Below are 12,217 nucleotides of genomic sequence, written 5' to 3'. Positions count from 1 at the left end.
GGTTGGGAGGTCAGCCGGCCCACCGGCTGACCTTCTTACGGCCGGCGGATCTACAAGGGGGGCTCGTCATAGCGGCGACGTTCCTCGTACACGGTGCTCCGGCGAGCCTGGGGCTCCTCGTAGACGTCGTGACGGACTACCGGCTCGTCGATGGGGGCCACGGCCCTGCGGGTCACGCTGATCCGGTAGATCCCGAACAGCAGGCCGGCCACACCACCGAGCATGAGGATGACGCCGACCACGTTGATGTCGATACCGGCAAGATCGAATTCGACGGCCCAGGTGAGAATCGCACCCAGCATGATGAGGATGATGCTTCCGGCGATGGTCATGTTTTTTACCTCCTTGACAAGATGAACCTCTATCCCCATGTCGAAAAACAAACCAGCGGTCATGGCCGGGTCGGGTTTGCCCCTGCTGAGCAGGCTTGATAGTGAGGGGGGATGTTCGCTGACAAGCCCACACTCCAGGGCGATCGAGTGACCCTGCGCCCGGTCGGCCCCGAGTACGCCGACGACCTGTTCGAGCTGGTCACCGACCCCGAGGTGCGGCGGCTGACCGGCTCGCACGGCGAGTTCGACCGGGAGGCCAGCCGCCACTGGTACGCGACGAGGAGCCAGCACGCCGACCGCCTCGACCTGGCGATCCTCGCGGAAGGCCGCTTCGTGGGCGAGATCGTGCTCAACGAGCTCGACGCGGGCAACCTCGCCTGCAGCATGCGGATCGCGCTGATCGGCGCTCGCGCGTTCGGCAAGGGCTACGGCACGGAGGCCATCGACCTGCTGCTCGGCCATGCCTTCACGACGACCCCGCTGCACCGGATCGGCCTGGAGGTCTTCGCCTTCAACGACCGCGCCAGGCACGTCTACAAGAAGGTGGGATTCGTCGAGGAGGGCGTGCAACGTGACGCGCTGCTCTGGGACGGCGAGTGGCATGATGCCATCACCATGTCGGTGCTGCGGACCGAATGGCGGCCAAGATCGGAAAGCCTGACATAATGATCATGACGCACGGGTCCTCCGGGGCGCGCGGGGGACCTGTGACGTCTTGCAACCAAATCACGATTTCGTGCATCTAAGCAGCAGTGACGATGCGCTTGGTGCCCGGTGACCCCGAGAGACTTGGCGGCTACTGGCTGGCCGGGCGGCTTGGCGCGGGCGGGCGCGGGGTGGTCTACGACGCCTACAACGACGAAGGCCGCCGGTTCGCGATCAAGGTGCCTCGGGGCGAGGTCACCAGGCAGCTCGCCGAGGCCGTCGGCCTGATCAAGCCGCGCCATCTGGCCCGGGTGGTCGGTGTCGGGCTCGACAGCGAGAGCCCCTACATCGTCAGCGAGTTCGCCGACGGGCCCGATCTGCGGCAGGCGGTGGCCGTCCACGGGCCGTACGCGGGTGACGAGCTGTTCGCGCTCGCGCTCGCCCTGGCGACCGCGCTCAGGACGCTGCACGAGGCGGGCATCACCCACCGCGACCTGAAACCCGAGAACGTGCTGCTGGCCCCCGACGGCCCGCGAGTGATCGACTACGGCGTGGCGGCCGGCGATCCGGTCGGCAGGCGGCACACCTACCTGGCGCCCGAGGTGCTCACCGGGCAGCGGGCCGGGACGGCGGCCGACGTGTTCGCCTGGGGCGCGGTCGTGCTCTACGCGGCCACCGGCCGCGACCCGTTCGAGGGCGAGAGCCTCGGCGCGATCATGCACCGGCTGCTGACCGTCGACCCGGACCTCGGCGAGCTGCCGCCGCGGCTGCGTGACCTGGTGGGGCGCGCCCTGGCGAAGAACCCGGCCGACCGCCCCTCCGCCATGGAGCTGCCGGCGCGCGGTCCTGCCGAGCTGCGCCCGCCCGCCGGGCTGACCGGCCCGCGCTCGCTCGGCGAGGTGGCCGAGGAGGTGTACTCCTCACTCACCCCGGCGCAGCAGGGCGAGCTGCCCGGCCTGCTGCTGCGCCTGCTGGACGGCGAGGAGGTCAAGGACGACGGCGAGGAGGGGAGCGTGCTGACCCGCCTGGTCGCCGCCGGCCTGCTGGTACGGCTCAGCGTCCGGGTCGAGCCCGTCACGACCGAGGTGGGCAAGCTGGTGGCGATCAGCGACGACCGGGTCGCCCCGGCCAGCGCCGCGCTCTTCCGCGCCTGGCCCCGGCTGCGCGACTGGGCGGCGCACGACGCGGCGACCCGCCGCTCAGGCGCCGCGCCGGCCCGGCGGACGAACGGCCCGGCGGCCCGGCGGGCGGCCTCCGCCCGCGAAGACGACGCGACCCGGACCAACCCCATCTTGCGGCCCGGCCCCATCTCGATGCCGGACCTCACCTCGATGGCCGACCTCACCTCGATGTACGTCGTCCACCGCGCCATGCTGACCGACCTGCGGCGGCTCGCCGAGCTGCTGACCGGGCCCGCCGAGCTCGGCGCGGCCAAGGGCAGGGCGGTGCGCGGCTACACGGCCTCGCTGCTGACCCAGGTCGACCACCACCACGCCAACGAGCGCGAACTGCTGTGGCCGGCCATCGAGCGCGCGGCGGGCCAGTCCGTCGACCTGACCGCCTACACCACCGGCCACCAGGCGTTCGGCCCGCTGCTGGAGCGCTGCCGCGCCGCGCTGAGCGGCGACCCGGGCGCGCTCGGCCGGGAGCTGGGCGAGTTGCTGGAGCCGCTCGAGGAGCACCTCTCTGAGGAGGAGTCCGAGTTGTTCCCGATCGTGTTCCGGTTCGTGCCGTTCGACGCCTATGTACGGGTGGAGCGGCAGGTCGCCAGGCGGGCCACCCTCCGCGAACTGGCCTTCACCACTCCGTGGCTGCTCCGCCACGCCACGCCCGAGGAGGCCGCGCGCCTGCTCACGAGGGCGGGCCGGCCGCTTCGTCTGCTGGCGGCCGCCACGAGGCCGGGCTACACCCGGCGCGAGCGTCAGATCTTCGGCTAGCCCGGGCGCCGGGCTAGCCGAGCGCTTGGCTGGCCCGGCACTTCACCGGCGCCAGCGTGATGCCGCTCCTGGTCGGCGGGTAGCGTCTTCGGTTCCCTGTGTTTACCTAGGTAAAGCGGACATCGGCGTAGTCTCATCGCACCCGGCCGGGGCCGGACAGTGATCCGGTAAAAGCCGAAGCCGCGTCCGTCCGGCAAGCCGGGCGGACCGTGGTTTGAGAACCGCGTTGTCGGGGCCTGACTGCGCGCTCCTGGAGGAAGTGCGCCTCTTGGGCCACCGCCCCGCCGGACGCTTTCCCGTTGATGCGGACACCAACGGGGGCGGGGACCGAGCGCCAGTCAGGCACACGGCTGTGACAGAAAATTACCGCACGATTACCATCCGTCGCAACAGATCGAGCCAGAGAAATCCAACAACAGTTGCCAGCGGGTAGCCTGTGGGGCGGCCGAACGTCCCCGCGACGGCACCACGCATCTTCGAATGGCTGGGAGCTCGACTCGATGACCGATCTGGTGACCTTCGGTGAGACCATGGCGCTGTTCGCGGCCCGGCGCACCGGTCCGCTGCGCTTCGCCCGCGACTTCGACCTGGGTGTCGGCGGCGCCGAGTCGAACGTGGCCATCGGCGTCAGCCGCCTGGGGCACAGCGCCACCTGGATCAGCCGGGTCGGGGCCGACGAGTTCGGCGAGCTGATCCGCTTCACGCTCCAGGGCGAGGGCGTCGACGTCAGGGTCGTCACGGATCCGGAGGCGCCGACCGGTCTGATGATCAAGGGCCGGCGGACGGCCGACCTCGTCGACGTCCGCTACTACCGCGCGAGGAGCGCCGCCTCCCGGATCACGCCCGAAGACGTCGACCCCGCGCTCATCCAGGCCGCCCGGGTGCTGCACGTCTCCGCGATCACCCCGGCTCTGTCGGCGTCGGCCCGCGAGACCGTACAGCGGTCGATCGCCGTGGCCCGCGCCGCCGGGGTGTTCGTGTCGCTGGACATCAACTACCGCCGGGCGCTGTGGACGCCCGAGGAGGCCGGTGCCTGGCTGCGCGAGACGATCGGCGACGTGGACGTGCTGTTCGCGACCGAGGCGGAAGGCCGGCTGGTCACCGACGTCGAAGGGGGCGCCGACCTGGCCAAGGCGCTCAGCTCGCTCGGTCCCGGCCACGTGCTGGTGAAGTCCGGTGCCGAGGGGGCCCTGGAGTTCTCGGGCGGCTCCGTACGGCGGGCTCAGCCGTACCAGGTGACGGAGGTGGACCCGGTCGGCGCCGGGGACGCGTTCGCGGCCGGGTGGCTGGCCGACTGGCTGGCCGGCGCGGACGCCGACCAGCGGCTGCGCACGGCGTGCGCGGCGGGGGCCTTCGCGGTGACCTCGCAGGGCGACTGGGAGAGCCTGCCCAGCCGGGCCGACCTGAACCTGCTCCAGCAGCCCGCCGACGGGGTCAGCCGCTAGCCACCCCACCCCGGCACGGCCGCGCCTGCGCCGGTCGGACACCTGACCGGCATGCCATCAGGGCCGCCAGTCGGTCACTTGATCGGTGTGACGTCGAGCCGGCCCTGGTCGCACACGCGGTCGACAGCGAACGCGATCTCCGTGTGCGCACGCTCGTCCGGCGGGATGACCATGAGCCGGGCCGCACCCGGGCAGGCGGTCTCGGTGCCGGTCTCCACGACCGTCCAGTGGAGGACGGCGCGGGCGCTGCCGCCAGGCTTGAGCGTCACCTTCGGCCGCGCTCCCGGTGTCCGGCGGACGCGGGTCCGCAGGGCGTCACCCTGCTTGTCGAACATCACCAGCCCCGGATAGCCCTGCAGGGTGCACGCGGCCCGCGACCGGTTGGTGAACACCAGCGGCGCGTTGCGGTTGCCCGCCCCGGCATCCACCCTACCCAGCCGCACCTGAAGCTGCGGCGCCGAGCAGCGCCCCGGGGCCCCGGCCTGCTGTGCGGTCTCCTGGGCCAGCGCGGGCGCGGCACCGCCGACCAGCAGCAACCCGCTCACGAGGGCGGCGATCCTGAACGTCTTCATGGGCTTTTTGACGCGTGCATCACACCAAAAGTTCTAAGCCGGACTTTCTGGCATTCGCGCCGGTATTGCCGCTGGCCGATCAGTCTCCACAGGACGCGGGCGGCCATCGGCATCAGGCGGAGAAAGGCCTCGCGCTCCCAAGGCGTGGCGTCCTCCAGCAGCGCGCCCAGGTTGACCAGCAGCCGGTCCTTGGGCAGCTGGGCGCGGGCGTACTCCGAGAGCGTGTCCCATTCGGCCTTGGTCAGGTGCGCGGCGACGAGCGGCAGGATGCGCTCCTCCTCCTGGTCGAGGTGGACGAGCAGCTCGTCGTGGAGCAGCGTCAGCGTGTCGGCCAGCCGGTCCCTCCGGTCGGCGTCGGCCTCGGCCCGCCAGGCGGGCAGCAGCTCCTCCAGCACGGAGATGTGGTCGGCGACGCGCTCGTGCTGCTCCTCCATCGTGCGGATGAGGGCGCCTTCCAGCCGTACGCGGCGCAGGAGCACCGGCCAGAGCAGCTTGTCCTCGGCCTCGTGGTGGTGGTGCAGACCCGCCAGGATCTCGCCCAGGTACGCGGCCAGCGTGGCGGCCCGCTCGGTGTCGCCGGGGGCCACCTGCCGGATCAGCTCGGGGGCCAGCCTGAACTCGCGGCGGAACACGCGGTGGACGACCACCATCTCCCAGATGGCAGGGGCGTTGTCAGTAGTCACCAGCACAGGATGCGGGACACCGATTGTCGTACGATTGTCCGCTGATGCAAGCCGTAGTACCTGCCCCGCTGCTACAGCAGACCCGCGGCCGCCAGGTGCTTGCCGATGCGGCCGGTCTCCTCGTCGTTCAGCGGGACCTGCGGCAGCGCGGTGGCCGGGTGGTCGATGACGCCGCGCAGGTGCAGCGCGGCCTTGAAGGCGCCGAGCCCCGACGAGCTGCCGCCCATCCGGCCGCCGCCGACCGTGACGATCTCGAACAGCCGTACCAGCCGCTCCTGCTCCAACCGGGCCGCCTCCCAGTCGCCCCGCCGGGCCGCCTGGTAGAGCCGGACGTACCCGTGGGGATCGACGTTGCCCAAGCCGGGCACCACCCCGTCGGCGCCCATCCACAGGGCGGAGTCCACCGTCACCTCGGAGCCGGTCAGCACGCTGAACGGCGCCTCGCGGCCCAGGATCACCTGCCGGAGTCCGCCGTCGTCCCCGCTCGAATCCTTGACTCCGGCCAGCACCCCTTCGGCGGCCAGCCCCAGCAGCAGCTCGGCGGTCAGCTTGGTGTGCACGGCGACCGGCAGGTCATAGGCGTAGACCGGCAAGCCGCTCTCGGCGCTGATGGTCCGGAAATGGGTGCGGATCTCGGTGGGATGGGTGCGCGTGTAGAACGGCGCCGTCGCCACCAGTCCCGACACCCCGGCCTCGACGGCGACACGCACGTGTTCGAGCACCCGCGGCGTCGTCATGTCGATCACCCCCGCAAGCACCGGCACACGTCCGCCCACATGACCGACCACGGTGTCGAGCACCACCCGGCGCTGGGCGTCGGGCAGGTAGGCCACCTCCGACGACGACCCGAGCACGAACAGCCCGTCCACCCCGCCGTCGAGCAGGTGGTCCACCAGCCGGATCAGCGACGCGGCGTCCACCTGGCCGTCTGCGGTCATCGGGGTGCACACCGGGGGGATCACACCGGTCAATGTCATGGGCGCTCCTGGATCAGTTCGAGGTCGGTGGCTCCCGCCGCCACCGGGTGGTAGCAGTGGAAGAGGTGGTCGGCGTCGCTGCGCGCCGCGGGCCAGGCCGCGCCGCACTCCTCGTCCGCCCGCCAGCATCGGGTGCGGAACGGGCAGCCGCTCGGCGGCCTGGTGGCCGAAGGCACGGCGCCGACCAGCGGGATCGGGTTGATCGGGGAGATCAGTCCCGGCGTGGCGGAGAACAGCGCCCGCGTGTAGGGGTGCCGGGCGTTCAGGGGTACGGCGTGCGCGGGCGTCTGCTCGACGATCCTGCCCAGGTACATGGTCACCACCCGGTCGCTCATCCGCCGGACCGTCTGGATGTCGTGCGAGACGAACACCAGCGCCAGCCCGAGCCGCTCCTTCAGATCGAGCAGCAGGTTGAGTATCTGCGCCCGTACCGAGACGTCAAGGGCACTGGTCGGTTCGTCGGCGATGAGCAGGTCGGGTTCGAGGGCCAGCGCCCTGGCGATGGCCACGCGCTGCCGCTGCCCGCCGGACAGCTGGCCGGGCAGCAGATCGGCCGCGCCGGCGGGCAGGCCGACCAGATCGAGCAGCTCGCGGACCCGGGCGTCCCGCTCGGTCGGGGTGCCGCGCCCGTGCACGTTGAGCGGGTCGCGCAGCACCTTGCTGACGGGCAGCCGCCGGTTGAGCGCCGTGGACGGGTCCTGAAATATCATCCCGACGCTGGATCCGATCAGCCCCCGCCGCTCCGCCTCCTTGAGCGCCCACAGGTCCTTGCCGCGGAAGGTCACGGTGCCCGAGGTCGGCCGTTGCAGGCCCACCAGCACCTTGGCCAGCGTGGACTTGCCGCAGCCCGACTCCCCCACGACGCCGACGGTCTCGCCGGGGCTGACCGAGAGGTTCGCCTCGGTCAGCGCGTAGACGCGGTCCCGCGAGAACACCCCGCCCGAGCGGGCCTTGTGCACGACGTGCACATCCTTCAGCTCAAGCATGCTGATCACTCCCCACGAGGACGACAGCGGGATGGTGACACGCCACGGCGTGCCGCTGGGTGTCCCCCTCCAGCGCCGGAGTGTCGGTACGGCACACGTCCGTGGCCATCGGGCACCGGTCGGCGAAGCGGCAGCCGGCCGGGAAGTCCGCCGCCGCGGGCACCACGCCGGGGATCTGCGTCAGCCGTTCGGCCCCCGACTCCAGCGACAGCACCGAGCCGAGCAGCCCGCGCGCGTAGTGGTGGGCGGGCGCGCCGACCAGCGTCGCCGTGGCGCCGGTCTCCACGATCTGCCCGCCGTACATGACCACGACGCGGTCGGTGACGTCGGCGATCAGCGCGAGGTCGTGCGAGACGAGGATCAGCGCGAACCCGAGCTCCGCGCGCAGTTCCAGCAGCAGCTCGATGACCTGCGCCTGGACGGTCACGTCGAGCGCGGTGGTGGGCTCGTCGGCGACGATCAGCTTGGGCTCGCGCGACAGCGCCATCGCGATCAGCACCCGCTGCCGCTGTCCGCCGGACAGCTCGTGCGGGTAGGAGGACAGGGTACGGCGGGCGTCCAGGCCGACCAGTTCGAGCAGTTCGGCCGGTGTCCGGCGGCCACCACGACGGGTGACCTGCTTGAGCTGGGCCTTGATGGTCATGGCCGGGTTCAGCGAGGAGAGCGCGTCCTGGTAGATCATCGCCATCTCGTGACCGAGCAGGCGGCGGCGGGCGCGGCGCGGGAGCGACAGGAGCTCTTGCTGGTCGAAGCGTACGTGGCCGCTGACGCGGGCGTCGCGGGGCTGCAGGCCCATGATGGTCAGCGCGGTCAGCGACTTGCCGCAGCCGGACTCGCCGACCAGTCCGAGGACCTCGCCCGGACGTACCTCGAAGGCGATGCCGTCGACGATGTCCACGCCCTCGGCGAAGCCGATGCGCAGCCGCTCCACCGCGAGGATCGGCGGGCCCGAGGGCAGGGGCCGGGCCCGTTCGGCCAGTCTGCGGGCGGCCTCGGCCAGACCCGGCAGCTCGACGACCTCGCCCGAGCCCGGCCGGGCCGCCTCGAACGCGTCGTCCTTCTTGATGGCGGCCTTGCGGGTGGCGGGCGCGGCCCAGGCGTCGGAGATGCCCTCGGAGAGGATGTTCAGGGCCAGCACGGTGATCAGGATGAGCAGACCGGGGAAGACCGTGGCCCACCAGCCGCCGAGGAGCACCATGTTCTTGCCGTCGGCGATGACGCTGCCCCACGACGGGTTCGGCGGGCGTACTCCGGCGCCGATGAACGACAGCGACGCCTCGAACACGATCACGTCGGCCACCATCACCGTGCAGAACACCAGCACCGGCGCGGCGCAGTTGATGGCGATGTGCCGGATCAGGATGTGCGGGGTGCGGGCGCCGATGATCCGCTCGGCCGCGACGTAGTCCTCGCCGTACTGGGCGATCACGTTGGCCCGTACGACGCGCGCCACCGAGGGCATGTAGAGGAAGGCCATCGCCATCACCAGCACCGGGATGCTGCCGCCGAACACCGCCACCAGCACCGCGGCCAGCGCGATGCCGGGGAAGGCCATGATCACGTCGAGCAGGCGCATGATCGTCTCGTCGACGGCCCGGCGCGAGGTGGCCGCGGCGGCGCCGATGACGGCCCCCACGACCAGGGCCAGGACGGTCGCGCCGAGGCCGATGAGCAACGACCAGCGCGCGCCGTACAGGAGCCTGGACAGGATGTCGCGGTTGGCGCTGTCGAGTCCCATCCAGTGGCTCGCGGACGGGCCGCCGCCGGCGATCTCCTGGAAGTACGGCGAGTGCGGCGCGATCACCGGCGCGAGCAGCGCGGCCAGCACGATCACGGCGACGACGCCGACGGCGATCCACGACAGCGGCCGTAGCCGTCTGAGGTTGACGCCCGGCTTGGCGAGGCGTTCGGTCAGTCCACGTCTCATCAGGTGGCGCTCCTGAGCCTGGGGTTGACCAGCAGGTACAGGACGTCGACCAGCAGGTTGACGACCATGAAGCCGACCGCGACGGTCAGCACGACGCCCTGCACGACGGCGGGGTCGCCGTCGCGCACCGCGTTGATCATGAGCTGGCCCATGCCCGGCAGGCCGTAGATCTGCTCGATGACCACCGCGCCGCCGATCAGGTAGCCGATGCGCAGGCCGAGCACGGTCAGCGGGTTGATCAGCGCGTTGCGCAGCACGTTGCGGCCCACCACCACGATCGGCGGCAGCCCGCTGCCGATCGCGGTGCGTACGTAGTCGCGGTCGAGCTCCTCCACCATCGAGGTGCGGATGATCCTGGTGAGCTGGGCCGCGACCGGCAGCGACAGCGACAGCGCGGGCAGCGTCATCGAGCGCAGCCAGCCACTCGTCGAGTCGGCGGGGTTGATGTAGCCGCCGGTCGGGAACAGCCCCTCCCCCACCGCGAGCCACTGGATCATCAGCAGCGCCAGCCAGAAGGCCGGGGCCGCCACCCCGACCAGGGACACGATGCGGATCACCTGGTCGGGCCAGCGGTCACGGAACAACGCCCCGGTGACGCCGAAGATCAGCGCCAGCACGACCGCGACGAGCAGGCCGAGAAGCGTGAGCTGGAGCGTCAGCGGCAGCGCGGTCGTGACCGATTCGAGCACCGGCTTCTTGGTGAGCACGCTGGTGCCCAGGTCGCCGCGGACCAGGTCGCCGACGAAGCGCAGGTAGCGCAGCGGCAGCGGGTCGAGCAGGCCGTTCTCGACCTGGAACTGGTGGATCTGCTCGGGGGTCGGGTTCGCGCCCTGGAAATAGGCGTACTCCGGCTTGCTGTTGGAGAAGCGCATCACGATGAACACGAACGCGGCGACCCCGAGCACCAGCGGGACCAGGACGAGGATCCGCCGGAGGAGCATTCTGACGATGAAGGCCATGGGCTCAGGTGCGCTTGGCCTGGAGGACGTTGATGCCCGGGTATGCCTGCGCGCGGATCCCGGTCAGCTTCTTCGGGTCCCAGGCGGTCATCAGCTCGGTGTGGACGACGGGGTAGAGGACCGCCTGCTCGGCGATGAGATCCAGATATTTCTGAACCTTCGCGGTCTTGGCCGCCTTGTCGGGCTCTTTGGTGGCCTCGTCCATCTGACTGAACAGGGTCTTGGCGTCCTTGCTGTCACCCCAGTGGCTGTACTTCATCCACAGGCCGCCGGCCACGAAGTTGTAGCGCATGATCAGGTCGGCGTCCATGCCGAACTGGTTGGGGTTCGAGGCCGCCGCGACCACCTGGTAGTCCTGGAACTGGTCCATCTTGGCGAACAGCGCGGCCGTGTCCTGCGGCTCCAGCGTCGTCTTGACGCCGATCGCCTCCCAGGAGGCGGCGATGGTCGGCAGGCAGTCGGCGATCCAGCTCACGTTGACGGCCATCAGGTTGACCGTCAGGTTGGTCACGCCCGCCTCTTTGAGCAGCGCCTTGGCCTTCTCCTGGTCGTAGTCGTAGACGACCGAGGCCCGCTTGTGGTCGGGGTGGCCCTCGTTGAGGAAGGAGCTGGAGGCGGTGCCGTGCCCCTTGAGGGCCACGTCGATCAGCTTCTTCTTGTCGATGGCGTAGTGCAGCGCCTGGCGTACGCGGACGTCGTCGAACGGCTTGGTCCCAGTGTTGAACATCAGGAACATGTGGTTCATCCCCGCCCCGCCCTCGACGCTCAGCCCCTGCTGCTTGAGCTGCTCGACGTTGGCGTACGGGATGTTGTCGGCGATCTGCGCCTCGGCCGAGCCGCCGGAGATCTTCGCGACGCGGGCCGCCGCGTCCACGATCGTCAGCCAGTTCATCTTCTTGACGGTCGCCGGGCGCGGCCCGTTGTAGTCGGCGAACGCCTCGAAGGTGGTGTTGCTCTTGGGGTTGTGCGCGGTCTGCTTGTACGGCCCCGAGCCGACGGCCTTGCCGGTCTTGGCCTGGTCCCAGGCGCCCGGCTGGCTGAAGACGTGCTTGGGCATGATCTTGGCGATGGTCAGCCTGGGCGCCGCGTCGGGGAAGGCGAACTTGAAGACCAGCTCGACGTTCTTGTCATCGATCTTCTTCACTTCCTGGAGCCAGGACTTGAAGAAGTTGCCGGTCAGCACGTTGGCTTCCGGGTCGAGGATGCGCTGGAAGGTGAAGACCACGTCGTCGGCGGTCACCGGCTGGCCGTCGTGCCACTTCGCGCCGTCGCGGAGGGTGAACTTCCACGAGGTGGCGTTCAGATCCGTCGGCAGCGCGGTCGCCAGCGCCGGGAACGGCTCGCGGGTGATCGGGTCGGTGTCGAGCAGGCCCTCGTAGACGTGCTGGATGCCGGCCATCGCGAAGGCCGAGGCCGTCTGCGTCGGATCCCAGCTCTGGTCGTTGCCATAGCCGATGACGGCGGTGATCAGGTCCTTGTTGGATCCGGCGCCGACCGAGCCGGTCGAGGCCGGGCCACCCGAGCAGGCGGCGAGGGTGGTGGCGATGAACGCCGCCGCACCCGTGGCCCCGCTGTAGCGCAGGAAATCACGGCGGCTGAACTCAGAGCTCACGGATGCCTCCTGGGGGTTGGTGCAGATCCTGCGATCCGCATTAGGCCGCTTCATTACGGTCCTAATGTAGAACGTGGGACATCCCATGTCCTATGTTGTGCGTAGGGTGGACGCTATGGGCCGGACCCGGTTGAGGTCAACA

General features: G+C 70.4%; 11 protein-coding genes. 3 read left to right on the top strand and 8 right to left on the bottom strand.

Features of this window, described 5'->3' with window-relative positions; all coding sequences use genetic code 11:
* Positions 1-50 precede the first annotated feature (50 nt).
* Entirely contained in the window at positions 51-332 is a 282-nt protein-coding gene (locus tag AB0J16_RS17215) for a hypothetical protein (RefSeq protein ID WP_358539934.1), read from the bottom strand.
* Positions 333-443: 111 nt separating this feature from the next.
* Here AB0J16_RS17215 and AB0J16_RS17210 point away from each other — a divergent pair, with 111 nt between their 5' ends.
* From AB0J16_RS17210 to AB0J16_RS17200, 3 genes are all read left to right on the top strand, one after another.
* A complete protein-coding gene (locus AB0J16_RS17210) occupies positions 444-998 on the top strand; it encodes a GNAT family protein (RefSeq protein ID WP_358539931.1) in 555 nt (184 codons plus the stop codon).
* Positions 999-1,090: 92 nt separating this feature from the next.
* Complete coding sequence (locus AB0J16_RS17205; protein WP_358540345.1) at positions 1,091-2,914, top strand: hemerythrin domain-containing protein; 1,824 nt, start codon at positions 1,091-1,093, stop codon at positions 2,912-2,914.
* A gap of 500 nt (positions 2,915-3,414) precedes the next feature.
* Positions 3,415-4,359 carry a sugar kinase gene (locus AB0J16_RS17200; protein WP_358539928.1) on the top strand — a complete coding sequence of 315 codons (945 nt, stop codon included), beginning with the start codon at positions 3,415-3,417 and terminating at the stop codon, positions 4,357-4,359.
* Positions 4,360-4,433: 74 nt separating this feature from the next.
* Here AB0J16_RS17200 and AB0J16_RS17195 read toward each other — a convergent pair whose 3' ends face one another.
* From AB0J16_RS17195 to AB0J16_RS17165, 7 genes are all read right to left on the bottom strand, one after another.
* Complete coding sequence (locus AB0J16_RS17195; protein ID WP_357643893.1) at positions 4,434-4,931, bottom strand: DUF4232 domain-containing protein; 498 nt, start codon at positions 4,929-4,931, stop codon at positions 4,434-4,436.
* Positions 4,928-5,614, bottom strand: coding sequence for a hemerythrin domain-containing protein (locus AB0J16_RS17190; protein WP_358539925.1), 687 nt, complete (start codon positions 5,612-5,614; stop codon positions 4,928-4,930). Before AB0J16_RS17190 ends, AB0J16_RS17195 begins: the two co-directional genes overlap by 4 nt.
* A 71-nt stretch (positions 5,615-5,685) precedes the next feature.
* Entirely contained in the window at positions 5,686-6,591 is a 906-nt protein-coding gene (locus tag AB0J16_RS17185; protein ID WP_358539922.1) for a dihydrodipicolinate synthase family protein, read from the bottom strand.
* Complete coding sequence (locus tag AB0J16_RS17180) at positions 6,588-7,577, bottom strand: ABC transporter ATP-binding protein (protein ID WP_358539919.1); 990 nt, start codon at positions 7,575-7,577, stop codon at positions 6,588-6,590. Before AB0J16_RS17180 ends, AB0J16_RS17185 begins: the two co-directional genes overlap by 4 nt.
* Positions 7,570-9,504, bottom strand: coding sequence for a dipeptide/oligopeptide/nickel ABC transporter permease/ATP-binding protein (locus tag AB0J16_RS17175; RefSeq protein WP_358539916.1), 1,935 nt, complete (start codon positions 9,502-9,504; stop codon positions 7,570-7,572). Before AB0J16_RS17175 ends, AB0J16_RS17180 begins: the two co-directional genes overlap by 8 nt.
* Positions 9,504-10,463 (bottom strand): ABC transporter permease, encoded by a 960-nt coding sequence (locus AB0J16_RS17170; protein WP_357643883.1) that lies wholly within the window; start codon positions 10,461-10,463, stop codon positions 9,504-9,506. Before AB0J16_RS17170 ends, AB0J16_RS17175 begins: the two co-directional genes overlap by 1 nt.
* 4 nt (positions 10,464-10,467) lie before the next feature.
* Positions 10,468-12,075, bottom strand: a complete 1,608-nt coding sequence (locus tag AB0J16_RS17165) for an ABC transporter substrate-binding protein (protein WP_358539913.1) — start codon at positions 12,073-12,075, stop codon at positions 10,468-10,470.
* Between the last annotated feature and the right edge of the window lie 142 nt (positions 12,076-12,217).

The organism is Nonomuraea sp. NPDC049750 (assembly GCF_040659625.1).
Lineage (GTDB): Bacteria > Actinomycetota > Actinomycetes > Streptosporangiales > Streptosporangiaceae > Nonomuraea.
Note: the sequence above shows the minus strand (reverse complement) of the source record. Positions and strands in the feature narration are given on the sequence as shown.

Excerpts from the sequence above, each read along its gene's own strand:
- AB0J16_RS17215 (WP_358539934.1), bottom strand. The coding sequence starts at position 332 with ATGACCATCGCCGGAAGCATCATCCTCATCATGCTGGGTGCGATTCTC.
- AB0J16_RS17210 (WP_358539931.1), top strand. The coding sequence starts at position 444 with ATGTTCGCTGACAAGCCCACACTCCAGGGCGATCGAGTGACCCTGCGC.
- AB0J16_RS17205 (WP_358540345.1), top strand. The coding sequence starts at position 1,091 with ATGCGCTTGGTGCCCGGTGACCCCGAGAGACTTGGCGGCTACTGGCTG.
- AB0J16_RS17200 (WP_358539928.1), top strand. The coding sequence starts at position 3,415 with ATGACCGATCTGGTGACCTTCGGTGAGACCATGGCGCTGTTCGCGGCC.
- AB0J16_RS17195 (WP_357643893.1), bottom strand. The coding sequence starts at position 4,931 with ATGAAGACGTTCAGGATCGCCGCCCTCGTGAGCGGGTTGCTGCTGGTC.
- AB0J16_RS17185 (WP_358539922.1), bottom strand. The coding sequence starts at position 6,591 with ATGACATTGACCGGTGTGATCCCCCCGGTGTGCACCCCGATGACCGCA.
- AB0J16_RS17180 (WP_358539919.1), bottom strand. The coding sequence starts at position 7,577 with ATGCTTGAGCTGAAGGATGTGCACGTCGTGCACAAGGCCCGCTCGGGC.
- AB0J16_RS17175 (WP_358539916.1), bottom strand. The coding sequence starts at position 9,504 with ATGAGACGTGGACTGACCGAACGCCTCGCCAAGCCGGGCGTCAACCTC.
- AB0J16_RS17170 (WP_357643883.1), bottom strand. The coding sequence starts at position 10,463 with ATGGCCTTCATCGTCAGAATGCTCCTCCGGCGGATCCTCGTCCTGGTC.